Origin of the sequence: Bacillus sp. RK1064, from assembly GCF_051488405.1 — a bacterium.
Taxonomy (GTDB): Bacteria; Bacillota; Bacilli; order Bacillales; family Bacillaceae; genus Bacillus.
On sequence record NZ_JBPSCZ010000001.1, the window covers coordinates 311641 to 336619 of the forward strand.

The 24979-nt window shown below is 40.6% G+C and carries 27 protein-coding genes, 1 other RNA gene and 1 riboswitch; of the genes, 22 read left to right on the plus strand and 6 right to left on the minus strand.

Annotated elements, in window-relative coordinates:
* The first annotated feature begins 145 nt into the window (after positions 1 to 145).
* The 16 genes from cotD to ACSSTM_RS01840 all read left to right on the plus strand — a co-directional run bounded on the left by cotD (position 146) and on the right by ACSSTM_RS01840 (position 16484).
* Positions 146 to 385 (plus strand): spore coat protein CotD, encoded by a 240-nt coding sequence (gene cotD, locus ACSSTM_RS01765; protein ID WP_034661015.1) that lies wholly within the window; start codon positions 146 to 148, stop codon positions 383 to 385.
* A 49-nt stretch (positions 386 to 434) separates the two neighbouring features.
* Positions 435 to 977, plus strand: a complete 543-nt coding sequence (locus tag ACSSTM_RS01770; RefSeq protein ID WP_170938393.1) for a DUF1273 domain-containing protein — start codon at positions 435 to 437, stop codon at positions 975 to 977.
* 75 nt (positions 978 to 1052) lie between these two features.
* Positions 1053 to 1358, plus strand: coding sequence for a cell division regulator GpsB (gene gpsB, locus ACSSTM_RS01775; RefSeq protein ID WP_012010336.1), 306 nt, complete (start codon positions 1053 to 1055; stop codon positions 1356 to 1358).
* 61 nt (positions 1359 to 1419) lie between these two features.
* Positions 1420 to 1803: RNase P RNA component class B (rnpB, locus tag ACSSTM_RS01780), an RNA gene on the plus strand.
* A gap of 109 nt (positions 1804 to 1912) precedes the next feature.
* Positions 1913 to 3067 (plus strand): THUMP domain-containing class I SAM-dependent RNA methyltransferase, encoded by a 1155-nt coding sequence (locus tag ACSSTM_RS01785; protein WP_106042230.1) that lies wholly within the window; start codon positions 1913 to 1915, stop codon positions 3065 to 3067.
* 107 nt (positions 3068 to 3174) lie between these two features.
* The gene (locus tag ACSSTM_RS01790) at positions 3175 to 3372 is read left to right on the plus strand and encodes a hypothetical protein (RefSeq protein WP_034661010.1); all 198 of its coding nucleotides are present in this window, start codon (positions 3175 to 3177) and stop codon (positions 3370 to 3372) included.
* 74 nt (positions 3373 to 3446) lie between these two features.
* Positions 3447 to 5378: an ATP-dependent DNA helicase gene (locus ACSSTM_RS01795; protein WP_106037928.1), complete on the plus strand. Its 1932-nt coding sequence runs from the start codon at positions 3447 to 3449 to the stop codon at positions 5376 to 5378.
* Positions 5379 to 5505: 127 nt separating this feature from the next.
* Positions 5506 to 7011, plus strand: coding sequence for a carboxypeptidase M32 (locus ACSSTM_RS01800; protein ID WP_095285316.1), 1506 nt, complete (start codon positions 5506 to 5508; stop codon positions 7009 to 7011).
* A 136-nt stretch (positions 7012 to 7147) separates the two neighbouring features.
* A riboswitch (purine riboswitch) is annotated at positions 7148 to 7247 on the plus strand.
* Between the two features lie 118 nt (positions 7248 to 7365).
* Positions 7366 to 7950 carry a xanthine phosphoribosyltransferase gene (xpt, locus tag ACSSTM_RS01805; protein WP_034661972.1) on the plus strand — a complete coding sequence of 195 codons (585 nt, stop codon included), beginning with the start codon at positions 7366 to 7368 and terminating at the stop codon, positions 7948 to 7950.
* A complete protein-coding gene (gene pbuX / locus ACSSTM_RS01810) occupies positions 7947 to 9266 on the plus strand; it encodes a xanthine permease PbuX (RefSeq protein ID WP_095285315.1) in 1320 nt (439 codons plus the stop codon). Before xpt ends, pbuX begins: the two co-directional genes overlap by 4 nt.
* 235 nt (positions 9267 to 9501) lie before the next feature.
* Positions 9502 to 10602 carry a type III polyketide synthase gene (locus ACSSTM_RS01815; RefSeq protein WP_095285314.1) on the plus strand — a complete coding sequence of 367 codons (1101 nt, stop codon included), beginning with the start codon at positions 9502 to 9504 and terminating at the stop codon, positions 10600 to 10602.
* Complete coding sequence (locus ACSSTM_RS01820; protein ID WP_095285313.1) at positions 10599 to 11108, plus strand: isoprenylcysteine carboxyl methyltransferase family protein; 510 nt, start codon at positions 10599 to 10601, stop codon at positions 11106 to 11108. Before ACSSTM_RS01815 ends, ACSSTM_RS01820 begins: the two co-directional genes overlap by 4 nt.
* 85 nt (positions 11109 to 11193) lie before the next feature.
* The gene (locus ACSSTM_RS01825) at positions 11194 to 11280 is read left to right on the plus strand and encodes a Fur-regulated basic protein FbpC (RefSeq protein ID WP_223256532.1); all 87 of its coding nucleotides are present in this window, start codon (positions 11194 to 11196) and stop codon (positions 11278 to 11280) included.
* A 133-nt stretch (positions 11281 to 11413) separates the two neighbouring features.
* A complete protein-coding gene (locus tag ACSSTM_RS01830; RefSeq protein WP_437403965.1) occupies positions 11414 to 15013 on the plus strand; it encodes a dynamin family protein in 3600 nt (1199 codons plus the stop codon).
* Between the two features lie 41 nt (positions 15014 to 15054).
* Positions 15055 to 15318, plus strand: coding sequence for a YpbS family protein (locus ACSSTM_RS01835; protein ID WP_034661003.1), 264 nt, complete (start codon positions 15055 to 15057; stop codon positions 15316 to 15318).
* Positions 15319 to 15596: 278 nt separating this feature from the next.
* The gene (locus ACSSTM_RS01840) at positions 15597 to 16484 is read left to right on the plus strand and encodes a 5'-3' exonuclease (protein WP_095285310.1); all 888 of its coding nucleotides are present in this window, start codon (positions 15597 to 15599) and stop codon (positions 16482 to 16484) included.
* Positions 16485 to 16500: 16 nt separating this feature from the next.
* Here ACSSTM_RS01840 and ACSSTM_RS01845 read toward each other — a convergent pair whose 3' ends face one another.
* From ACSSTM_RS01845 to ACSSTM_RS01855, 3 genes are read right to left on the minus strand one after another with little or no spacing between them, the layout of a single operon-like run.
* Positions 16501 to 16626 (minus strand): hypothetical protein, encoded by a 126-nt coding sequence (locus ACSSTM_RS01845; RefSeq protein WP_003215584.1) that lies wholly within the window; start codon positions 16624 to 16626, stop codon positions 16501 to 16503.
* A gap of 44 nt (positions 16627 to 16670) precedes the next feature.
* Positions 16671 to 17066, minus strand: a complete 396-nt coding sequence (locus ACSSTM_RS01850) for a reverse transcriptase-like protein (RefSeq protein ID WP_034660999.1) — start codon at positions 17064 to 17066, stop codon at positions 16671 to 16673.
* A 1-nt stretch (position 17067) separates the two neighbouring features.
* Positions 17068 to 17757, minus strand: a complete 690-nt coding sequence (locus ACSSTM_RS01855; RefSeq protein WP_095285309.1) for a queuosine precursor transporter — start codon at positions 17755 to 17757, stop codon at positions 17068 to 17070.
* 94 nt (positions 17758 to 17851) lie between these two features.
* Between ACSSTM_RS01855 and ACSSTM_RS01860 the strand changes: the two genes are divergently transcribed.
* The 3 genes from ACSSTM_RS01860 to ACSSTM_RS01870 all read left to right on the plus strand — a co-directional run bounded on the left by ACSSTM_RS01860 (position 17852) and on the right by ACSSTM_RS01870 (position 19059).
* Positions 17852 to 18523 (plus strand): ribonuclease H family protein, encoded by a 672-nt coding sequence (locus ACSSTM_RS01860; RefSeq protein WP_106037923.1) that lies wholly within the window; start codon positions 17852 to 17854, stop codon positions 18521 to 18523.
* A gap of 1 nt (position 18524) precedes the next feature.
* The gene (locus ACSSTM_RS01865) at positions 18525 to 18707 is read left to right on the plus strand and encodes a zinc-finger domain-containing protein (protein ID WP_003215998.1); all 183 of its coding nucleotides are present in this window, start codon (positions 18525 to 18527) and stop codon (positions 18705 to 18707) included.
* Positions 18708 to 18876: 169 nt separating this feature from the next.
* Positions 18877 to 19059: a hypothetical protein gene (locus ACSSTM_RS01870; RefSeq protein ID WP_003215507.1), complete on the plus strand. Its 183-nt coding sequence runs from the start codon at positions 18877 to 18879 to the stop codon at positions 19057 to 19059.
* Between the two features lie 51 nt (positions 19060 to 19110).
* Here the strand turns inward: ACSSTM_RS01870 and cspD are convergent, their stop codons facing one another.
* Positions 19111 to 19311 carry a cold-shock protein CspD gene (gene cspD / locus ACSSTM_RS01875; protein ID WP_003215784.1) on the minus strand — a complete coding sequence of 67 codons (201 nt, stop codon included), beginning with the start codon at positions 19309 to 19311 and terminating at the stop codon, positions 19111 to 19113.
* 259 nt (positions 19312 to 19570) lie between these two features.
* On the opposite strand from cspD, the gene ACSSTM_RS01880 reads away from it, so the two are divergent.
* On the plus strand, positions 19571 to 20272 hold the full coding sequence (locus ACSSTM_RS01880; RefSeq protein ID WP_437403966.1) for an AIM24 family protein: 702 nt from the start codon (positions 19571 to 19573) through the stop codon (positions 20270 to 20272).
* A 33-nt stretch (positions 20273 to 20305) separates the two neighbouring features.
* On the opposite strand, the gene ACSSTM_RS01885 is transcribed toward ACSSTM_RS01880, so the two are convergent.
* Entirely contained in the window at positions 20306 to 21457 is a 1152-nt protein-coding gene (locus ACSSTM_RS01885; protein ID WP_034660995.1) for a diglucosyl diacylglycerol synthase, read from the minus strand.
* A gap of 228 nt (positions 21458 to 21685) precedes the next feature.
* Positions 21686 to 22594, minus strand: a complete 909-nt coding sequence (gene metA / locus ACSSTM_RS01890; RefSeq protein ID WP_034660994.1) for a homoserine O-acetyltransferase MetA — start codon at positions 22592 to 22594, stop codon at positions 21686 to 21688.
* 138 nt (positions 22595 to 22732) lie between these two features.
* On the opposite strand from metA, the gene ACSSTM_RS01895 reads away from it, so the two are divergent.
* Both ACSSTM_RS01895 and ACSSTM_RS01900 read left to right on the plus strand, forming a co-directional pair.
* The gene (locus ACSSTM_RS01895; protein WP_034660993.1) at positions 22733 to 24415 is read left to right on the plus strand and encodes a formate--tetrahydrofolate ligase; all 1683 of its coding nucleotides are present in this window, start codon (positions 22733 to 22735) and stop codon (positions 24413 to 24415) included.
* A gap of 74 nt (positions 24416 to 24489) precedes the next feature.
* A complete protein-coding gene (locus ACSSTM_RS01900; RefSeq protein ID WP_034660991.1) occupies positions 24490 to 24972 on the plus strand; it encodes a glutathione peroxidase in 483 nt (160 codons plus the stop codon).
* Positions 24973 to 24979: the final 7 nt, after the last annotated feature.

Consider the following 24979-nt stretch of genomic DNA (forward strand, 5'->3'; position numbering starts at 1 on the left):
GTTGTCATTTTGGTCGCTTTTGTGTTTTCAAACTATAAGGATGTTTTTCTTGCAAACTTTTAAAATAGGTTAATGCATTAGTACATGTACACCTCTTAATTCATACATTGTTAATGTAAGAAAATTAAGGAGAGGGGAATGCTACATGTACCATCATCATCATCATTGCCAGCCGAATGTTACACAGCCAATTGTTCATCCGACGAATCATTGCTGTACACACAGCGATTCAACAACAATTGTGCCGCATATCCATCCGCAGCATGTGACAAATGTTCACCATCAAAATTTCAAACATGTTCACTATTTCCCGCATACGTTTTCTCAGGTGGACCCGGCAACACATCAACACTTTAACTGCGGTGGACCTTGCTGTAACAGATAAAGTGAAATGGGACTTTTAGAAGTCCCTTTTTTTAAAAGCAGGTGAAAAAATGAAAATTATTGCTGTCACAGGGTACAAGCCATTTGAGCTTGGGATATTCAAACAAGACGAGCCTGCACTTCAATACATAAAAGCAGAGCTTCAAAAAAGGCTGACAGCCCTGATTGAAGAAGGCCTGGAATGGGTTCTCATATCAGGCCAGCTTGGGGCAGAAATCTGGACTGCCGAAGTGGTATTTGAGCTTCAAGAGGAGTATCCAGCGTTAAAACTGGCCGTCATTACACCATTTTATGAACAGGAAGAGCGCTGGAATGAACAAAACAAAGAGTTGTATGAAGGGATTCTTGCACAGGCCGATTTTGTAGAAAGTGTCACGCATAGACCGTATGAAAGTCCGGCACAATTTAAACAAAAGAACCGTTTTTTTATTGAAAAAACAGATGGCCTTCTCGTCCTTTATGATCCTGAGCATGATGGCTCGCCAAAGTACATGATCAAAGAAGCGGAAACCTATACCGATTACCCCATTATGTACATCACAATGGATGATTTGAGAGCGCAAGTTGAGGCAGAAGATCCGTTTTTTGACTAAAAGCAAGAGAAAATTTGACAACGTCACGTATTTCTGAAAAAATATACTATGAATTCACGATATGAGGTGAAAAAGATGCTTGCTGATAAAGTAAAGCTTTCTGCGAAAGAAATTTTAGAAAAAGAATTTAAAACAGGTGTCAGAGGATACAAACAAGAAGAAGTCGATAAATTTTTAGATATGGTCATTAAAGACTATGAGACATTCAACCAAGAAATCGAAAAGCTTCAACAAGAAAACCTCCATTTGTCTAAACAGCTTGAAGAAGCCGTTGAGCAAGGAAAAAGACAGCCTGCACAGTCTAATACAACAAACTTTGATATTTTAAAAAGACTATCTAACCTTGAGAAACACGTTTTCGGCAGCAAACTTTATGATTGAGCCTTGCTGAAAAAAGCTTGTGCCTGATGTCATTGTCGTTTATAATAACGATTATTGATTAACGTTCGGGTAATCGCTGCAATGCTTTTAGACATTGCAGAGGAAAGTCCATGCTCGCACGGTGCTGAGATGCCCGTAGTGTTCGTGCCTGGCGAAAAAATAAGCCAGGGCAGCCTGGGAAAGGCTGACGGCAGGAAAAATGCCTACGTCCTTTTAGGATATGGCAAAGTATCCTTGAAAGTGCCACAGTGACGAAGTCTCACTAGAAATGGTGAGAGTGGAACGCGGTAAACCCCTCGAGCGAGAAACCCAAACTTGGTAGGGGAACTTTCTCAAAGGAACCAAACGGAGAGAAGGACAGAGTATTCTGTAGATAGATGATTACCACCTGAGTACGAGGCATTTGCCGTTTGCAGTACGATGGAACAAAACATGGCTTACAGAACGTTATATCCGTTATTATAAACATGATGAAAACAAAGCTCTCCTATTTCAACATATGGAGAGCTTTTATCTTGAATACATAAAAGGACGAGAAAACAGGTGATAAAACAATGAAAACCTATACACTCATCGCAACAGCTCCAATGGGAATTGAAGCGATTGTTGCAAAAGAAGTAAGAGACCTTGGCTATGACTGCACAGTAGACAATGGAAAAGTGATTTTCGAGGGGGATGCTCTTGCGATTTGCCGTGCGAACCTTTGGCTGCGTACAGCAGACCGGATTAAGGTACAAGTAGCTGAATTTTCGGCAAAAACATTCGATGAGCTGTTTGAACGGACGAAGGCGATTGACTGGTCCTCTTTTTTACCGAAAAACAGCACGTTCCCTGTCATCGGTAAATCTGTGAAATCACAGCTTGCCAGTGTGCCGGATTGTCAGCGTATCGTCAAAAAGGCGATCGCGCAAAAGCTCATATCCTCTTACAACATACAGTCTGAATGGCTTGAAGAAACAGGACCTGAGTATAAAATTGAGGTTGCCCTTTTAAAAGATAAAGCTGTGCTCACGCTTGATACATCTGGTGTGGGTCTTCATAAACGAGGGTACCGTACGGATCAAGGCGGAGCACCTATTAAAGAAACCCTTGCGGCTGCACTCGTGCTATTAACAAACTGGACACCTGACCGTCCGTTTGTTGACCCTTTCTGCGGGTCAGGAACAATCGCTATTGAAGCGGCCATGATAGGACAAAACATTGCCCCAGGATTTAACCGGGAATTTGCGTCGGAGTCATGGGAATGGATTGGTGAAGACGTTTGGAACAAAGCGCGTCACGAAGTGGAAGAAAAAGCAAACTATGATCAGCCGCTCCACATTATTGCAAGTGATATCGACCATCGGATGGTAGACATTGCACAAATGAATGCTGAAGAAGCTGGTCTAAGTGAATTGATTCAATTTAAACAAATGCAAGTGAAAGACTTTCAAACGAAAGAAGAGTATGGTGTGATTGTCGGAAATCCGCCTTACGGAGAACGACTCAGTGATAAACCAGCTGTTGAAAAAATGTATCAAGGAATGGGCGAAGCATTTAAGAGCCTAGATACTTGGTCCATTTACATCTTAACGTCACACGAAAAGTTCGAAGAGTGCTTCGGCAGAAAAGCAACGAAAAAGAGAAAACTGTTTAATGGTTTTATTAAAACAGACTATTACCAATATTGGGGAAAACGCCCGCCTAGAAAACAGACAACTGAATCATAAAAAAATGGTCACACCTACAGAAGGTGTGGCTTTTTTTATCGCAGAAAGGTATAAACCTTCACGGGACGGAATAAACTGAACTTGATTTTAAAAAAAGAGGTGTCTCCATGATACAATATGATCAATTTCAGTTAATCCAAAAAGCACTCGCTTCGACTGCTCAAAAAATTGAAGGGCAAGAAGGTGGACAATCTGCTCAGTTGACAGCAGCCATCGAAGATTTAGCGCTTGCTCAGGCTTACATAGAGCGTTCAGAGCATGCATTTTTAATGAAAGAAACCTATCAACATCGTTTGCGGTCGTAAAAAAGATTGTCATTCCCCAGCATAAATGTTACTATTGAATGTCTGAATGATTCAAAAGTTGGGGGTTGAAGCAGGTGACAGCATCTCGTTTGCCTTTTTCATTATCAAAAGAACATAATTTTTACGAAGAACTGGGCAACTGGATTGGTGATGTGTTCTATGACATTTTGCCAGAAAAGGGCTTTGATCTTCGAGATGAACAAATATTTATGGCTTTTCAACTAGAAAGAGCCTTTAAAGAAAAAAGTGTGATGTTTGCCGAAGCTGGGGTAGGCACAGGCAAAACCATCGTCTATCTATTATTTGCGGTCACATATGCAAGGTATACAGGGAAACCTGCGATTATTGCATGTGCAGACGAAACGTTAATTGAACAGCTGGTGAAACAAGAGGGTGATATCTATAAAATTGCCAATCACCTTGATATTCAAATAGATGCGAGATTAAGTAAATCGCATGACCAATATTTATGCTTAAAGAAACTAGAGAAAACCATGCAGCGTGAAGATGATGAGAAGTGGCTCGATATTTATGAATCGCTTCCTTCATTTGTTCATGAATCACATGGCATGCAAAACTTTTATCCGTATGGTGATCGAAAAGAGTATCCAGAACTATCAAATGATGAATGGTCACGCATTGGCTATGATTCGTTTCAAGACTGCTTGACGTGCGATATGCGTCATCGCTGCGGTCTGAATTTATCAAGAGATCATTACCGGAAAGCAACCGATCTCATCATCTGTTCTCATGATTTTTACATGGAGCATGTGTGGACGAAGGAATCCCGCAAACGCGAGGGCCAGCTTCCGCTGCTTCCAGAACATAGCTCCGTCGTATTTGATGAAGGGCACCTTCTTGAATTTGCCGCACAAAAAGCACTGACGTACCGAGTGAAGCAATCAATGCTCGAAACATTTTTAGAGCGCCTGTTGCAAAACGATATACGTGAAGAGTTTGCCGAGCTCGTTGAAGATGCACTTGCCACAAACGATGAGTTCTTCTATCTCTTAAAAACACATGCCAAAGAAATCAAGGGCTCGCATCGACTTGAAATTGGACGTGTGGATGAAGTGAAGCGGTCTGCAAGTGAATTGTGTGATTTGCTTGAAAAAATCGGAGAAGCACTCGTGTTTGAATCAGAGATGTATACAATCGATCAATACGAATTGTCTGTTGTGGAAGAGTACATTGAACAAATGGCGTATTCTCTGTCGCTATATCAAAAAAATGCGATTAGCTGGCTTGAAAAGCAGGAGTTAGATACGACATTTGTTGTGATGCCAAAGACAGTCGCAGAGGTGCTTGGTGAAAAAGTATTCTCGCAAAAAAGACCATACATTTTCTCTTCTGCTACATTGTCTGAAAATCAATCCTTTGATTATTTAGCTGAAAGTCTTGGGATCAAAGATTATTTATCAATGAGTGTCGCTTCTCCGTATGATTACGATGAGCAAATGAAGATTTATTTCCACGGGATTCAGCAGCTTCAAGAGCAAGAGGCAAAAGGACAGCAAGTGATCACTCAGCTGAAAGAAAACGGAGGACGATCTCTGATTTTGTTCCCTTCATTTGATGAACTTCATTTCTTTAGAAAGCAGCTTGAGGCATCGGATGAATCACTGCCTTTCCACGTGTATTTTGAGGGAGACGAGGAAATCAGCACGATTGTTCAAAAGTTCCAAGCAGATGAGACATCCGTGTTATGCTCTGTTCACCTTTGGGAAGGGCTGGATATTCCAGGACAATCACTAACAAATGTGATCATCTGGGGACTTCCTTACCCGCCTCATGATCCGGTATTTGAGGCAAAACGGAATGAAGCAAAGGATGCTCGTGCTGAAGTTGACCTTCCGTATATGCTGCTGCGCTTGCGACAAGGTATTGGAAGGCTGATTCGGACAAGCCAAGATGCAGGAACCATTCATATTTATTTTGACCGTAAGGAAGATACAGAGCTTCAAAGTAAAATTGAATCCGTTATGCCAGTCAAGCCAATCATCTAAATAACGCCCGAACGAGGAAAAGAGGAGGATACCATCTGAGTATCCTCCTTTTTCATTGACAAAAGAACATTCCTTGAAGTAGCCTTGAAACGTACATACATATTTTATTGATTGGGGGAACAAACGTATGAGTCTTGAAGCAAAAGAGAAAGCGTTTTATCAATTACTAGGAAAAATCGCCCATTATACGGAGGCGCTCCATTTACTTTATTGGGACTCTAGAACACAGGCGCCTAAAAAAAGCGCCGATTTCAGAGCTGAAACCATCGGTCAATTATCAAGTGATATTTTTAATATGAAGACTTCTGATGAAATGAGAGATCTTCTTCACGCATTAAACAAACATCGAGATGAGCTGTCAAAAGATACACAAAAGGCGCTCGAATTATCACAAAAAGAGTATGATGAAAACAGCAAAATTCCGAAAGAAGAATTTAAAGAATACTCGATTTTGCAATCAAAAGCAGAGCATGTCTGGGTAGAAGCAAGGGAGAAATCAGACTTTTCACTCTTTGCACCATACTTAAAACAGCTCATTGATTTTAACAAGCGCTTTATTCAATATTGGGGCGTGAAACAAACGCCATACGATGTGCTGCTCAATAACTATGAGCCAGATATGACAGTTGAACAGCTCGATCAAAAGTTTGGTGCACTTCGTGATGCCATTGTTCCTCTCGTGAAAAAAATCGAAGCCTCTCCTCATAAGCCGGATACTTCATTTTTATCGAAAAGTTTTCCGATCGACAAACAAAAGGAACTGAGTCTCTTCTTCTTAAAAGAATTGGGGTATGACTTTGACGCAGGGCGTCTGGATACAACGGTTCATCCGTTTGCTGTGACATTGAGCAGAGGGGACGTTCGTGTGACGACCCGTTATGATGAGCATGATTTTCGGATGGCGATCTTTGGCACGATTCATGAGTGTGGTCATGCCATCTACGAGCAAAACATTGATGAGGCACTGAGCGGAACGCTATTATGTGATGGCACATCAATGGGGATCCATGAATCACAGTCTCTTTTCTTTGAGAATTTTATCGGCAGACATGAAGATTTCTGGAAAACGTATTATCATAAGCTGCAAGAAGCGTCTCCTGAGCAATTTAAAGATGTCTCTTTAGAAGACTTTGTGCATGCAGTGAATGAATCGAAGCCGACTTACATTCGAATTGAGGCAGATGAACTGACGTATCCGCTTCACATTATCATCCGCTATGAAATTGAAAAAGCGATTTTTAATGAAGAAGTAGCAGTTGAAGACCTGCCTACACTGTGGAATGAAAAATATAAAGCGTATCTTGGCATTACGCCTCCTAATGATGCACTCGGCATTTTGCAGGATGTTCACTGGTCTGATGGAAGCTTTGGATATTTCCCTTCATATGCGCTTGGTTATATGTATGCGGCGCAACTAAAGCACCAAATGATCAAAGATTTACCGAATTTTGATGAGCTGATTCAAAATGGGTCTTTTGCACCGATAAAAGAATGGCTCACAGAACATGTCCACCAGCATGGAAAACGCAAAAAACCATCTGAAATCATTCAAGATGCGACTGGTGAGGAATTAAATGTGCAATATTTAATCGATTATTTAACAGATAAATATACGAAATTGTATTTATCTTAAATAAAAGGCACCCTTTGCTCAGAAGGGTGCTTTTTTGATGCTTGAATATTCTAAAAACGAACATTTTGATCTGATCTATTATTTAAGTTCGGTATTTTTCTGGAAAAGTGCTTTCCAAGCGTCTGAAATCTTGTTATAATTTGAACACTATAACACTCATATAATCGCGTGATGATGGCACGCAAGTTTCTACCGGACACCGATACGGTCCGACTATGAGTGAGCAAAATGAAACAGCTCTTGTTTGAGCTGAAGATCCGTGGATCGTTTTCGCATTGCTTGCTCCTCATGGACAGCAATGCTTTTTTTATGCAAAAAATTAAAATGTTTGCCAATATGCTGGGAGGAAGAATGATGGAATTGTTACGTCAAAAAATTGAGAACGAAGGAATCGTTCTGTCAAATCAAGTGTTAAAGGTAGATGCCTTTTTAAATCATCAAATTGATCCTGTGTTAATGCATGAGATCGGGCAAGAGTTTGCTAGATTATTCAAGCATGATGGCATTACAAAAATTGTCACAATCGAATCTTCTGGCATTGCACCTGCTGTGATGGCTGGACTAGCTCTTCAAGTACCAGTTGTCTTTGCTCGAAAACGTCAATCACTAACACTAACAGATAACCTATTAACAGCGAGTGTGTACTCTTTTACGAAAAAAGTAGAAAGCACGATCGCTGTTTCAAATACGCATCTCAGTGAAAAAGATTGTGTATTAATCATTGATGACTTTTTAGCGAACGGTGAAGCCGCTAAAGGGCTTGCTGCAATCGCAAAGCAGGCGAAGGCGAAAGTAGCCGGATTTGGCATTGTCATTGAAAAGTCATTTCAGCCCGGAAGGAATGCGCTTGTTCAAATGGGCTACCGCGTCGAGTCCCTTGCACGTATTGAATCACTTGAGGAAGGGAAAGTCACGTTTGTACGGGAGGTACAATCATGAGTGCCGCTAAAAAAGCCAAAACGCTCTCGCTAGGGATTCAGCATGTGCTGGCAATGTATGCAGGTGCCGTTCTAGTGCCGCTCATTGTGGGAGATGCGCTCGGCCTCACCCCTGCACAGCTGACTTACTTAATCTCGGCAGATATTTTCATGTGCGGGGCTGCCACACTTCTTCAAGTATGGAAAAACCGTTTCTTTGGTATCGGTTTGCCTGTTGTATTAGGCTGTACATTTACTGCGGTTTCTCCTATGATTGCGATTGGCTCTAAATACGGGATTTCGTCTATCTATGGAAGTATTATCGCTTCGGGGTGTATCATCATTCTTCTTTCCTTTTTCTTTGGGAAGCTTGTGAAATTTTTCCCGCCTGTTGTGACAGGGTCTGTCGTCACCATTATTGGCATTACCCTTATTCCGGTAGCGATGAACAATATGGCAGGTGGAGAAGGAAGTGCAGATTATGGTTCTTTTGAAAATCTAGGCCTCGCTTTCCTTGTGCTGTTTATCATTGTGCTGCTCTATCGATTCACAAAAGGCTTTATGAAGGCGATCGCCATTTTAATTGGTATTCTCCTTGGGACAGCAGTCGCTGCATTTATGGGGAAAGTGGAAACAGCTGAGGTGGCGAACGCTCAAGTTTTTCGTATAATTGAACCATTTTATTTCGGCATGCCTACCTTTGAATTTGCACCCATTATGACGATGACGTTAGTTGCGATTGTGTCATTAGTCGAATCAACAGGTGTTTATTTCGCATTAGGTGATTTAACAAACCGGTCATTAAAAGAGAAGGATTTAGCGAAAGGCTATCGCGCAGAGGGGATTGCTGTTTTATTAGGTGGTATTTTCAATGCATTTCCTTACACAGCCTACTCGCAAAACGTTGGGTTGATCCAGTTGACAGGAGTCAAGAAAAATCAAGTCATCGTTGTGACAGGAGCATTGCTCATGTTATTTGGACTTTTTCCTAAAATTGCTGCATTTACGACGATTATTCCAAAATCAGTTCTTGGCGGCGCAATGGTCGCCATGTTTGGGATGGTCATTGCCTACGGTATTAAAATGCTCTCGCGCGTGGATTTTGCCAAACAGGAAAACCTACTAATTGTTGCTTGCTCAGTTGGGATCGGCTTAGGTGTCACCGTCGTGCCGCAAATGTTTGAGCATTTGCCAGAATCAATGAAATTATTAACAAGTAACGGAATCGTGGCCGGTAGCTTTACCGCTATTTTGCTTCATATTATTTATCACATGATTCCATTTAAAAAAGAAACAGGGCAGGACCTGATAGAAGAACCTAAGCAATCTGTTATGTAAACACCTCTCATTAAGAGGTGTTTTTTTGCATAAAAAAAGCAGGTTCGCTTGGCTTGGAACGAACCTGTGAAGGAGGAAAACTACATCATGTTTTCAACTATATTATCCAATATTTATCAATTGTCGTCAAGACAAAAAGTTAGACGGAGGAAAATGTTTTGACTGAATTGTGACGATTTGGCATGTATATCCTTTTTTCGATAGGGGATATTAACCGAAAAAAGAGGTGAAGCCGATGACGTACATTCTTTCAATTGGAACGAGTCACCCGAAGCATCACGTGGATCAGAAAACAGCTGCTGAATTTGCTAGGTCTCAATTTAAACGATCGTTTAAAGATATTGATCGGCTGCTGAGAGCTTTTCAAAATGGAGAAATTGAGAGCAGGCAATTTGTACAGCCCATTGAATGGTATCAGACGCACCACTCTTTTGAAGAGAAAAACAATATCTATTTGGAGAAGGCACTGGCTCATGCAAAAGAAGCGATCTTACATTGTCTTCAAGAGAAGGCGTTTCTGAAAAAGCCGATCCCGGTTGAAGAGATCGATGCACTGTTTTTTATTTCAAGTACCGGCTTATCGACCCCAAGTCTTGATGCAAAGCTGATGAACGTACTTCCTTTTTCTCCTTATACGAAACGAGTACCGATCTGGGGGCTAGGGTGCGGGGGTGGTGCGGCAGGGCTGTCTCGGGCTTATGAATACATAAGGGCATATCCAGAAGCAAAGGTGCTCGTCGTTGCCTGTGAGCTGTGCAGTTTAACCTTTCAGCCGCAAGATCAATCAAAAAGCAATTTAATCGGCACCTCCTTATTTGGAGACGGGACGGCTGCGGCTCTTTTAGCTGGAGAAACGGCTGCACTAGAATATGCCCATTTAAAAACAGTCCCTAAAGTACTAAGCACACAATCCGTCACGATGAAGGATTCTGAGGATGTGATGGGCTGGGAATTTACAAGTGACGGCTTTCGGGTTATTTTCTCCCGTGACATACCGTCTATGATTTCAGGCTGGTTAAAAGAGCAGGTGGATCGATTTTTAGAGGAGCTTGGATGTTCAACTAAAGACTTATCCGTTTTTCTTGCCCATCCTGGAGGAAAAAAAGTGATTGATGCCTATGTTGAAAGTCTATCTTTACGAGAGGATCAGCTATTTTCTTCAAAAGAAGTACTCAAACAACACGGAAATATGTCCTCTGCCACAGTTTTGTATGTCATCAAGCATTTTCTTGAACATCAATCAGCTGAAGCGGGGGATATTGGCCTTTGCGGGGCGCTTGGTCCAGGCTTTTCCTCGGAACTGCTGCTTATGAAATGGGAGGAGGTCTTGTCATGATCATTTGGCTTGTTATCGGTTTCTTCGTTTGTCAGCGGCTCATTGAAATGATTGTGGCCAAAAGAAATGAAAGAAAAGTAAAAGCGATAGGTGCCATTGAATTTGGTGCTAGTCATTATCCCTATATGGTCGCTATGCATACGGCCTTTTTTCTCTCACTCATAGTTGAGATAGGGCTTTTACATAAGGGGCCGTCCCGGTATTTTCTTGTGCTGCTCCTTTTACTGATGGCTACACAGGTCATTCGATACTGGGCATTATGCTCCCTTGGGACGTACTGGAATACAAAGATTTTAGTCGTGCCAAACGCAATGATTGTAAAAAAAGGGCCGTATCGCTGGTTGAAACACCCTAACTATGTAGTCGTGGCGATTGAGCTTTTGCTGATCCCGCTATTGTTTGAGGCGTATGTCACTGCCATTTTGTTTACGTGTTTAAATGCATGGATGATGGCTGTAAGAATTCAAACAGAGGAGAAAGCGTTAAATCAGTATTTGCTAAATTAATATTGAAAATCATTATCAATTGTGCTACACTTTCATTAATGATAAGCATTCTCAATCATGAAGGATGGACGGTGATCACATGACAATGATTTTCTTACTCGGTACGGTGTGTATATACAGCCTATTAATTGGCTTCGTATTAAAAGGTGTCTCCAAAAAATCTGCTTCCTGATCTCAGTCAATTGCGACTGATCGGGCAGCAGATTTTTTTTATTTCCTGAGATCAGAAGAAAAATCTCTTTATTTTGTGTAAAATGGTATCACATACATAACTGACTTTTCTAAAAACAAAGGGGTTTATCGTCATGAAAGACTTGTCTATTCGAGATTCGCTCGTTCAAACTACAGGAGCTTTATATCAAAGCTTTCTCAAAAGGGATGATCATGAGCGCGCAGCCAAACTTGCATCGATTATCAAAAAGGAAGCAGAAGAAGAAGTGTATATCGCATTTACCGGCCACTATTCTGCTGGAAAGTCATCACTTGTGAATCATCTGCTTCATGATCACATTTTGCCAACGAGCCCAATCCCAACAAGTGCAAACTTGGTCGTCGTGAGGAAAGGGGAAAGTGAAGTGCAGCTTCACACCTCTGATGACCGTTTTGTAAAAATGAGCGGTTCTTATGATAAAGAAGCAGTACAGCGTTTTTGTAAGGATGGAGAACAGATTGAGATGGTGGAAATTAGCGGTGACTATAGAGGACTGGAAGAAAAGGTGGCACTGATTGATACGCCAGGAATTGATTCAACGGATCATGCCCACTTTTTGTCTGCTGCCTCTATTCTTCATCAAGCAGATGCTCTTTTTTATGTCGTTCACTACAACCATGTTCATTCTGAAGAAAACATTCGTTTCATTCGTTCCATTAAAGAAAAAGTGCCAAATCTTTATTTCATCGTGAATCAAGTGGACCGGCATGATGAGCATGAGACAGCATTTGAAGACTACAAAAATCAAGTGGTAGACATGCTCCTTAAAGAGGGCATTGAAGAAGATCATCTATACTTTACATCTGTAACCGATGAGACGCACCCAAGAAATGAAATGATTCGTTTAATCGAAAAACTACAAGAATTACAGACGTTGCCGAAAGCATCACTTCGGGCTTATACGGAGCAGAAAATTGAGCATGTTTTAAAAGAACACATTGACTCGTTAAAAGAAGAGCTGCAAGGTGAAGAGCTTGATTCACAGCTTCAAGAAAAAAGAAAAGAAGTAAAGGAGTTTGAAGCGAAAAACTACTTCATTGAAAATGGAGCCAAACAGTTAGAAGATGAAGTATCTTCTGAAGTCGAGAGCATTTTAAAGAATGCCAACCTCACTCCATTTAAAATGAGGGAACTCGCAAGCGACTATATTGAATCAAAAGCACCTGGCTTTAAAGTGGGACTGCTTTTTGCTAAAAATAAAACTGAGCAAGAAAAAGAAAAACGGGCAACCGACTTCTTAACAGATGTCAAAGCGAGGATGAAAGCTGAAGTGGACTGGCATATTGCTGAGCTGCTTAAAAAAGAAGTCAAGAAGCATCAGCTTGGTGAAGAGTTATTAAATCAAGTGATGGCATTTGAAACACCTGTGCAAGAAGCACTCCTTGAAAGTGTGATTCATCATGGTGCGACGTTCTCCAATGAATACGTACTGCAATATGCAAAAGATGCTGGCGAAGCCTTGAGAAGACAGGCAAAACAGAAAGCGATGACACTGATTGAACAAATGTCTGAGTCGCTGAAAGCCCAGCTTATGAAAGATAAAGCAAAACATCAAGAAAAATGGGCTCAGGCTGCAAAAGAACTCCAAACGCTCGAGCAGTGCATCGAAAAAAATGAACAAATGAAACGAGATATTCAGCATGTATGGGATATATGGCAAAACGGAACGGATGAACAGATCGAAGAAGATTGGTTTTATGCGAAAAAGAGACGGATGCAGCATGACCAGCTAAAGCAGGATCACGCGCCCATTCATCCCGAAGAGAGCGAGCAAGAAAAACCGCAGAAGCAGACAGAGCAACATCAAATGCGTCAGTCACAGCATGTCACGACGGCACAGTCAATTGACCAGTTTGAACAGCTTTCTCAGATTTTATTGCCATTAGACGCTCTCAAATCTCAAAGAAAGTCCTTTGAAAAACGAACAAAGCGGCTGCAAGCGAAAGAATTCACACTCGCTTTATTTGGGGCTTTTAGTTCGGGGAAATCTTCCTTTGCAAATGCCCTTGTTGGGAAAAAGGTACTGCCATCCTCTCCCACGCCAACAACGGCAACGATTAATAAGCTGACGCGACCGACGGAAGATCACCCGCATGAAAGTGTAAAAGTGGTGTTCAAAACAGAACAGGATATATTAGAGGAGCTCAATCAGATCCTCGGATTTTCAATCTCAGAAGAAAAGGGAGAGACGTTTACATCCAAGCTCGAACGAACGCTGAAAAAAAGACAGCTTGAACAAGATCACCGCATCATTGTTGAACATTTTTTACAAGCGCATACACGTTTCCTTCATCACATTACGAAGCAAACGCCGCTTCATGTCACTCTTCAAGAACTGAGGCCATATGTGGCAGAAGAAGCTGTTTCTTGTGTGGTGAAGGAAGTGACGGTGTATTTGAGTACACCTTTAACAGATAAAGGGCTGACTATTGTTGATACGCCAGGCGCCAGCAGTATGAATAAGCGCCATACAGAGATTGCCTTTCAATATATGAAGGACGCAGATGCTCTTCTTTATTTAACTTACTACCAGCACTCTTTCTCGAAGGCAGATCGGTCATTTTTACGTAAGCTTGGGCTTGTAAAAGATTCATTTAGCATGGATAAAATGTTCTTTATTATCAATGCAGCTGACCTCGCAAAGGATCAAGCAGAGCTTGACACCGTCTTTGACTATGTGAAAAATGAGCTCACAAAAGAAGGCATCCGAAACCCAAACCTTCATCATGTGTCCAGTAAGGAAGAAATCGAAGGAAAGGGAGAGACAGCTTATAATCAATATGCAAAGCTTAGAAAACAGCTCGACTATTTTATTGAGGAAGAATTAACGAAAGATGCGATCGAGCTTTTGTATTTTGAAGCCGGCAGGTTATGTAGCACAGTCGACAAGCTGCATGCGACACTGCATCAGTCAGAAGATGAGAAGCAAGCGGAAAAGAAAAAGATAGACACATCCTATGAAGCGATTCTTGATCAAATGAGCCATATCAAACAATCTAAGCTAGTGACAGAAAGTGTGAAAAAGGACTTACATGAACAGCTCTATCATATTGTGCAGCGCCTATCACTATTTGCGAATGATCTGTTAAAGACAGCCTTTTACCCTGGAAGATCTCAAGGAGACTTCAGGCAGCAGTTGAAAAAAGCGCTTGAACAGGCACTGAAGGATTATGAATTTGAATTTGTACAGGAGTTAAAGGCGCTTGATATCCGAATGGAATCGTTTATTCATCAATATTTCCAAGAGGAGTGGGAGAAAGGATTGCAGGCGGCAAGTGCAGAAGACCCCTACTTTTCTCTCACACTCTCGCCGCCAGAAGAGAAAAATGCTGAGCTGAAACAAATTGAAGTCGAAGCTGAACTGACGCCATTCGAACCGCTCTTAAAGAAGCAAAAATCAGCGAAAGTTTTCTTTGAACAGAATGGAAAGGCTGCGTTCATTGAAGCGATTCGAGATATTCTTCATCAGTTAACCACGAAATGGGCAGATAAAGAAAAAGAAGAATTACTGAGCAGGTACGACACAATGGTGAAGACCTTTACTGAAAGATATGAAACAGAAGCGCTCGAGCAGCTAAGTGAACAAAAACAAACATTTATCACGAGCCTAACGACAGATGCCAAAGAACAGGCGGTAATTGAACAAGTATATGAACAAACAAACGAATGGAAGAACCAGTTGAAAACCATTTGATTCATGGTAGACTAAATAAAAAAGAAAGCAGTTGATAGAAAATGACGAGCGTACACGAAGAGATTTCCGCTCACTCACAAAAGCAGCATGCTCATATTCAGTCCTTTCTTGAGCTTGAACAGAAAAGAGAACAAGCAATAGAGACTGCTGTATTCAAATGTGAGCAAAACGAGCCATTTACAACAGACGACATCAATGCCATTACGTCGAAGATGAATGAGCTTGCACGAGGCGGTATTGTTCCGCTGCGTAAGCATGTGACGAACGATATGGTCAGGGAGTATGTCAAGCGGAAACAGAAGTAAAGAGTAACTTTCTCTTTTTTGGTCATCTTAATGAATGTACCGAGAAAGGGGAATGATCATGAAAAAAAAGCAACAGACAAAGCAGCAGGATGAGCGTGGTGACCCTAAACAAAAAGACATGCCGTCCTATGCAGAAGCAGAGTCGAAAAAAATGCAATACGGTCAAAAGTAAACAGGGTGCCTCTTCTTTTCTAAAAGAAGAAGGCGCCTTTTTTATGTCGAGTTTTGTGTTCTGTGATAGAATAGGAGTATTGTTTTGAAAAAGGGAGTTTATAAGAATGAATAAACACGTACTGCTTGTAGATGGAATGGCGCTTTTGTTCAGATCGTTTTATGCAACGGCTGTACATCGCAATTTTATGATAAATGATCACGGTGTGCCGACAAATGGAGTCAATGGCTATTTAAAGCACTTATTAACGGCTGTACAGACATTTGAGCCAACTCATATTGTTTGCTGCTGGGATATGGGAAGCCAAACATACCGAAACGAATTGTTTCAAGATTATAAAGCAAATCGGGGAGAGGCGCCTGTCGAGCTCATTCCGCAATTCGATTTAGCAAAAGAAGCTACAGAAGAACTGGGAATTGTAAACATTGGTTTAAAGGGCTTTGAAGCAGATGATTGTATCGGTACTCTTGCTGCGCTCTACCAAAAAGAAGCACGGGTGACTGTCCTAACTGGAGACAAAGATTTGCTGCAAATTTTGAATGAACAAGTCACTGTTGCCTTGATGCAAAAAGGAATTGGCAATTATAAGCATTATACAAAAGCCTTATTCGAAGAGGAAATGGGAATCTCTCCAAAGGCGCTGATCGATATGAAAGCACTCATGGGTGATGCAAGTGATAATTATCCAGGTGTCAAAGGAATCGGAGAAAAAACCGCATTAAAATTTATCCAAACATATGAAACGATTGACGGTTTGCTAGAAAATGTCCATGAACTAACGGCTGCACAGCAAAAGAAAATGCAAGCAGGATTAGAAGATCTGAAGCTTTCTCGTCTATTGGCAGAGATCAAATGTGATGTCCCGCTCAGCTGTCCAATTGATGAGACGAAAATGAACATCAATCAAGAACGTGCTGCTGCTATGCTGAGGTACCATCAAATCAAAGGAATCGAACCGATGATGAATCGTTTAAGTACAATAGAGATCAGCTAAAGCCGATCTCTCAGGTTCATCTTTTTGTATTGCTTTTCTTCGCTCTATTTTCCAGCTGAGATAGTGGCTGTTTATCTTTTGTTTGCGCATCACCTTGTGGGGTTGTCCCATTTGTGACACGACCTTTATTTTCTTTATCCAATCAGTATCACCTCACACACATTAGCATAACCGAAAAAAAGCGATTCATCCTTTAGAAAGGTGAATCGCTTTTCTAGCGAGCTGATCCGCTATTTGATTTTCCTTACTCGGAATCCATTTAATGAAAAATAAATCAAACTGGCTTTGAAGTTCGATCATCTCTTTGATAAAATGCTGAAAGGCTGGATTTTTAGCAAATCCTGCATTGGCTGCGCGGTCAACTACTTGTGAATCTGTTCGAAATGAAACGGTACGCAATCCTTTTTCCGCGCATATTTTCATCCCCTCGATCAGAGCGGAAAATTCTGCTTCGTGATTGCTCATTGATCTAAGAGGAATGGAGAAGGATTCAGCCTTTCCATCATATTTAATGAAAATGCCGATGCCAGAGGGACCTGGATTACCTGCACTTGCACCATCAATGTATATTTCAGCTGGCACATTATTTCACCCTTTCATCAAGCGGAACCATTTTTTTCGCTGCATACGCGTAAGGTGTCGCAATCGCAGCTACGATAAATTTAATGACATATGTCGTGATGAAGATTTCAATCCATACATGAAATGGATACGTGCCAAGAAAGGCAATGGTCGTGAAAATCAGTGTATCAAGAAGCTGGCTAATCATCGTACTTCCCGCGTTGCGCACCCAGAGCGCACCATCGGAAGGAAATATCCGGCGAATAAACGAATATACATAAACATCTAGCATTTGACTGATGATATAAGCAGCAAGACTGCCAAGTGCAACCCTTGGCATAAAGCCAAATATCGTTTCCAGCGATGATTGTGAGATATCAGATGGAGCGGGATGGAAAAGCAAAGCCTCCTGCATGACAACAGTTAGTGTTAAAAGGGTGGCAAAGCCAATCCAGACAGCTTTTCTCGCTTCATTTTGTCCATATTTTTCATTTAATACGTCCGTTGCAAAGAACACACTGCCGTACAAAATATTTCCAAGTGTTGCCGTTAAGCCAAATAATTCAACGGTTTTGACAACTTGTAAATTTGCGGCAGCCGTCGCAAAGCCAATCCAGACAAAAAGGCCCATCTTGCCAAATCCTTTATAAAATAGAAGAACAATGATAAAATTAATGATCGCAAATAAGATCCAAATACCTTCATTAAACAAGTGACATGAACTTCCTTTCTCATTGTAAAATGTAACTTTTTGATTATAGCATAACGTATGTTTACCTTAAAAGCACGGGAAGGCGATGTGATCAATGAAATTAAGAGCACACTACACAATGAAAGTGAAATCAATTGGGTCCATTGCTTTTTTCCAAGAAGATTGGATGGAGCTAAATGAGGCCTTGATTTTAGCAAAACATATCGGCAAAAAAGAACCACAGTCACTCCTGTCATTTGAAGATGAAAAAGGGGCCATGTGGTCCATAAAAGAGCTTGAAAAGCTAAATGAAGAACTAAAGCTTGAACCTGATCAGCTTCAAGTCTATTTTGATGCAAGTTTTCATAAAGAAACTGGCGACTCTGGTCTTGGAGTTGTCGTCTACTATAAGCTGGGAAAAGACGCTTATCGATTGAGAAAAAATCAGCCTTTCCAAGGGAGCACCAATAATGAAGCAGAGTATGCGGCTTTATTTGAGGCAGTAAAAGCTTTAAAAGACCTAGGGGCAAGCAGAAATTCTGTCACGATTAGAGGAGATTCACTTGTTGTCATGAATCAGTTTAAAGGAGAATGGCCTTGTTATGATGATGTACATAACAAATGGCTTGACCGAATTGAAGCGGCTTTAAAAGAGCTGAAGCTGACGCCAACCTATGAAGTCATCGATCGGAAACAAAATGCAGAAGCGGATCAGCTTGCAAGACAGATTCTTGCAGACGTCCCAATCGAAAGTACATTGAAATTAGAAGCAGACGGAGCTGAATAATGTGGATAAAAAAACAGCAGTACAAGAATTGACCGATCTTCAAGACACGTATTGTTCAGATTGTTTGATTAAGAAGCATTTTCGGAAAGAATTTGGCAAAAAATATGCCCATTCCTTTTGTATACAGCAATGCACCGTTGGAGAGAAAATAAAAGAATATGGACAGACGCTGCTCAAAAAGTAAGCGGACGCCCCGGTTTTCCCTGCTCAAACATCCGTTCATGAAAAAAAACGAATAGAATGTGTAAAAAAAGAACATATTCTGAAAAATGAGCCGATATAACTATAGAAAGTTTTGGTTGAGTTACTTTTTGACTAAGTGACGGATATTAGAGGAAAAGGGGAAGGCCGGTATGAATAATAAGGAGTTCGAAACGGTATTACATCGAACATTTCAAGAGGTGTACAGCGATCTAGAGCAACTAGTAGATGTAGCAAAGAAGGGAAGACCTTTTCTCGAAAAAGATATCTCTGAAATTGAACAACGACTGAAGCAAAATATTTTAGCGATTGAAATTCAGCTGAAAATCAAATAAGAGAGGCATAGGCCTCTCTTTATTTTGTCTTTACATCATTGATTTAGTTGATTAGATTTTTGTTACGTTTGCAGCTTGAGGTCCACGATTACCTTCAACGATTTCAAAAGAAACTTCTTGTCCTTCTTCTAAAGACTTGTAGCCGTCACCTTCGATAGCTGTGAAGTGAACGAATACATCGTCTCCGCCTTCAACTTCAATGAAGCCGAAACCTTTTTCATTATTGAACCATTTTACTTTACCGTTTTGCATATTGCTTTTTCCTCCTAGTACTGTAGCATACCTTTTGGCATACTAAAAAAAATTTTCATCACCTAACGACTTTGCAGTTGTTAAATGATGGTTCCACTATACACCATCAAAAGTAAAGCGTCAAGCGGAAGAGCCAAATTTTGAGCAGAATATTTGATTTTTTTTGGCGAATAACAATAATAGCTAAAACGTCCCCATTTTCTGAAACTTTATGCACACCTTGTCCGTATATAAAAAAAATACAGGAAGAGGTGCTATCATGAATCGTTATACACTTGAAGAATTTGTTCAGAATACGCAGCAGGAAGATAAAGGAGAAGGGGTCTTCGAACTTGAAACATCAAGACTTTTAGAAATTAATTTGACTGATACCATTTGGGCAAAAACAGGTTCCATGGTTTCGTACCGAGGCAAAATCAAGTTTGAATGCGAGGGCGTTTTTGAACATGGCGTCTCAAAGATGTTCAAAAAAATGCTGTCGGGAGAAGGCACTTCACTCATGAAGGCAACAGGTGATGGGAAATTATATGTGGCAGATCAAGGCAAAAAAATCTCAATTCTTCGTTTGGCTCAAGGGGATTCCATTTTTGTGAATGGGAATGATCTGCTCGCATTTGAACCGTCAGTGCGCTGGGATATCAAATTGATGAAAAAAGTGTCGGGCATGCTTGCAGGCGGTTTATTTAATGTCAAATTAGAAGGACCAGGCCTTGTTGCGATTACGAGTCATTATGAGCCGCTCACATTGATTGTTCAGCCGGGTGACTCTGTATATACAGATCCGAACGCGACAGTTGCATGGTCAGGGGATTTAAAAACTGAATTTGTGACAGATGTTTCATTCAAAACCTTTATTGGCAGAGGAAGCGGAGAGTCTATTCAAATGAAATTTAGCGGAAGCGGTTTTGTTGTCGTGCAGCCGTTTGAAGAAGTGTACACAACAAATGGAAATCAAGGATAAAGAAAAAGGTGTCCGTCAATGACGGACACCTTTTTATGATAATGCACGAGCATACGTTTTGTTATTCGTGATGAGATCTGATTGCTCAACGATATCTTCCAAAATGGTTTGAGAAGAATGCTTTAAGTGCAGTTTTTTAATGTTTTGTTTCATGACTTCTAACTTTTCTTCATCTTGCAGCAAGTTGGTCACAGATTCTAAAATGTCTTCATGTCTGTTGATGACGATGGCCGCACCATAATCTTCAAAGAAATGTGCATTTTCCTTTTCTTGTCCAGGGACAGGCTTGTAAAGAATGACCGGAACACCGATTGCTGTTGCTTCTGTTAAAGTAATGCCGCCTGGTTTTGTGATCATACAATCTGTTACTCTGAACAATTCATCAATTTGTTCCACATATCCAAGCGCCTTCAATTGATCTGGATGTGCTTGTTCAAGATCGCTCAGTGATTGTTTCAGCGCTTCGTTCTTTCCGCATACAACAACAATTTGTACTTCACTGTCTAGAAGCAGCGCTTCACATAATTCCTTGACATTTTTCAGTACACCATGAGCACCGGCCATAATCAGAAGAACTTTTTTGTTTGATGATAATCCATATTTTTTATAAATCTTCGATTTTGGCACGTCTGCTTCAAATTGTGGTCTAATAGGAATGCCTGTCACTTTGACATCGCTTGGATGTGTGCCGATTTCCACTAATTTTTGTTTCACATAATCGGTTGCAACATAGTACCGGTCGATGTTTTCATGTACCCAAATCTTATGAAGACAGAAATCTGTCATGACATTAAATGTCGGGATGACTTTGCCTGTTTTGTTCCGGTATTCTGGAACAACAATCATCGGGAATGTAATAATAATGATATCCGGATTGTGTAATTGAATGAGTTCATCAAGACGCTTATTTCCCATTTTTAAATAAATGTTAAATTTGCGTTTATTGTAAATTTTATCTACACCATAATAAAACAAGCGATAAAATTGTTTCCCAATGGAAAAGCTCTTCAAGTATAAATATTGAGTCACTTCCGACACAATGGGATTTGATTCTTGATACAAATTAGAAACTACAACATGTTCAAACCCTTGGGATTTGCATTCATCATACAGTGTTTTAGCCACCTGCATATGTCCATTTCCATAATTTGCGGTCAAGATTAATATTTTTTTATTGGTATTCAAGAATATTCACCTCAAATGTAATCAACAACAACAAAACTTCGTACGAAAACTATTAATCTCATAGGTCTACATATACATAAAGATAACATATAAACAGCCAGAGCATATCATTCGTTACGAAAGAATTAAACTAATTTTAAAAAACAACGAGACTAAATTGATAATGGAAGACAGAGCCATTTGTATTTTAACACATTTTGACCATTTATCATCAGACCACAGTCTATTTTATTCCCAAACGTATGGTGTTTCTTGATAAACATAATAATTGAGCCAATTCATAAACAGTAAAGTGGCATGGGCTTTCCAGCGATTCACTGGGACTAATGTGTCACCATCTTCTATAAAATAGTGGACAGGTTTTTGGACTGTATCATGCTTCAACAAATCTCTTTCATATTCCTGCTTCAATGTGTCCGTATCATATTCAGGATGTCCAGTTAAAAATACTTGTTTATCATCATCTGAAACAATTAAACAAACACCCGCTTCTTCAGAGATACTCAATACTTTCAAATTCGGTGTGTTTTTTAATTGTTCTGTATTAATATCTGTATGCCTCGAATGTGGGACATAGTATACTTCATCGAAACCTCTGACTAATCTTTCTTTTTTCTCTTTCACAAGATGCTCAAATACGCCAAATTTTTTCTCGGGAAGCTTGATTTTTTCAATCCCATAATGGTGATATAGGCCTGCCTGTGCACCCCAGCAAATATGAAGGGTAGACGTCACATTGGTTTTACTCCAGTCCAAGATGTCCTGAAGCTCTTTCCAATAGGATACTTCTTCAAAAGCTAAATGCTCAATTGGTGCGCCGGTGATGATCATTCCATCAAATTTCTTATGGCGAATCGATTCAAAGGTCGTATAAAATTCATCTAGATGCTCTCTCGACGTATTCTTCGGTGTATGCGTACTTGGAATCAAAAACGTAAAGTACACTTGCAAAGGAGAATTTCCGAGCATTCTTAGCAGCTGCGTTTCAGTTTGTATTTTTTTTGGCATTAAATTTAAGATCACGATATTCAAAGGACGGATATCTTGCTTGAATGCCCTTGTCTCATCCATGACGAAAATGTTTTCGCTCTCTAGTATTTGTTTTGCCGGCAGATGAACTGGTATGTTAATAGGCAACTCGCCACCCCCTGAACCAAAGCTAATTTCATTTCATTATAGGAACTTTCTGGCGATATTTCAATGTTTCAATTATGTTACAATAAAAAACAGAGCAAAAACAAAGCTGTTTCTGGAAAAAAAGGAGGCCGTTTATTTATGATCACAAAGCATTTATCAGATATTGACATCGCCCAAAAGGCAAAGCTGAGACCTATTCAAGACATCGCAGCAAAGCTACAAATACATGACGAAGAATTAGAATGCTATGGTTTCACAAAAGCGAAAATATCTTTGACTATTTTTGACCGTTTAAAAGAACAAAAAGAAGGACATGTGATTCTTGTCACATCGATCAATCCAACGCCAGCAGGTGAGGGGAAGTCCACCGTAACAGTCGGCCTCGGTCAAGCCTTCGAAAAAATTGGGAAAAAAGCAATCATTGCGATGCGCGAGCCTTCATTAGGTCCTACAATGGGCATAAAAGGCGGTGCAGCGGGTGGAGGATATTCACAAGTGCTGCCAATGGAAGAAATCAATCTTCATTTTACAGGAGATTTTCATGCCATTACTTCTGCACATAATGCCTTATCTGCGTTCATTGATAACCATATCCATCACGGAAATGAACTCGGCATCGACTCGCGCCGCATTGTATGGAAGCGAGTGCTTGATTTAAACGATCGTGCATTAAGACAGGTCGTTGTCGGACTTGGCGGTCAGTTAAATGGGTATCCTAGAGAAGACGGATTTGACATCACAGTTGCCTCCGAAATGATGGCCATCCTTTGTTTAGCAGAAGACTTAACCGATTTAAAAAAACGTCTTTCTTCTATTGTTGTTGCCTATAATCAAGATGGCGAGCCAGTCACAGTTGGAGCACTTGGATATGAAGGTGTTCTTACGTTACTTTTAAAAGACGCGCTCAAACCGAATCTTGTTCAAACGATTGAAGGAACTCCGGCCCTAGTACATGGCGGTCCTTTTGCCAATATTGCGCATGGATGTAATAGTTTAATTGCAACCAAAATGGCGGCGAAATTAGCCGATTATGTGGTAACAGAAGCTGGATTTGGAGCAGATCTTGGAGCAGAAAAGTTCCTGCACATTAAAACAAGAGCTGGTGATTTCAAGCCTGGTGCAGTTGTCATTGTGGCGACTGTCAGAGCATTAAAGATGCATGGCGGAATGAAGAAAACTGAACTCAAAGAAGAGAATGCACATGCCGTATTAGAAGGTATACATAATTTAGAAAAGCATATTGAAACTGTGCAAGCCTTCGGTCTTCCATACATCGTCGCAGTAAACAGGTTTATCACTGATACAAAAGAAGAGATTCAATCGATAGAAGATTGGTGCCACGCACATGGCCATCCAGTCAAAGCTGTGAATGTATGGGAAGAAGGAGGCGAAGGCGGAACAGCACTTGCCGAGGAACTCGCGACACTTATTGAAAAGAAGAAGAACCACTTTTCCTATTTGTATGAAGAAAATGATTCCATCGAAGAAAAGTTATCTAAAGTTGCCCAAGTGGTTTATGGAGCAGACGGGGTCACACTCACTTCAAAAGCAAGAAAGCAGCTGGCAGCCATCGAGAAAAACGACTGGGGTCATTTACCGGTTTGTATGGCAAAAACGCAATATTCACTTTCGGATGATCCAGCTTTAATTGGGAGACCTAAGGGCTTTACCATTACGATTCGTGAGTTAAAACCATCTGTAGGAGCAGGCTTTATTGTTGCTTTAACCGGAAGCATTCTGACAATGCCTGGATTACCTAAAAAACCTGCGGCGCTCGAGATGGATTTATTAGAAGACGGCAGTGTGACAGGGCTCTTTTAACAGGAGGCATAAAAAGCGATTTTATAAAAGAAGCATGTTACGATAGGAAAAAGTGAATCCTAGGAGGCTATGAGATGTCAATTTATGATATTCAGGTCAAGACCATTAACGGTCAGGAACAATCAATGGCAGATTACAAAGGAAAAGTACTCATTATTGTCAACACAGCAAGTAAATGTGGACTGACTCCTCAATTCAAACAATTGCAAGAGCTATATGATCAATATCATGAAAAGGGCCTTGAAATTTTAGGATTTCCGTGCAACCAATTTATGAACCAGGAGCCAGAAGGGGAAGAAGCGATTCAGGAATTCTGTTCTTTGAATTATGGCGTAACCTTCCCTATGTTTGCGAAAGTAGATGTCAATGGTGACAATGCGCATCCGCTTTTCAAACATTTAACAAGTCATGCAAAAGGTGTACTTGGAACGAAAACAGTGAAATGGAATTTCACAAAATTTATCGTGGATCAAAACGGAGAAGTCACTGAGCGGTTCTCTCCGAAAACATCACCAAAAGAATTAGAAAGCTCCATCATCGCTCTTTTGGACAAATAAGGTGCTC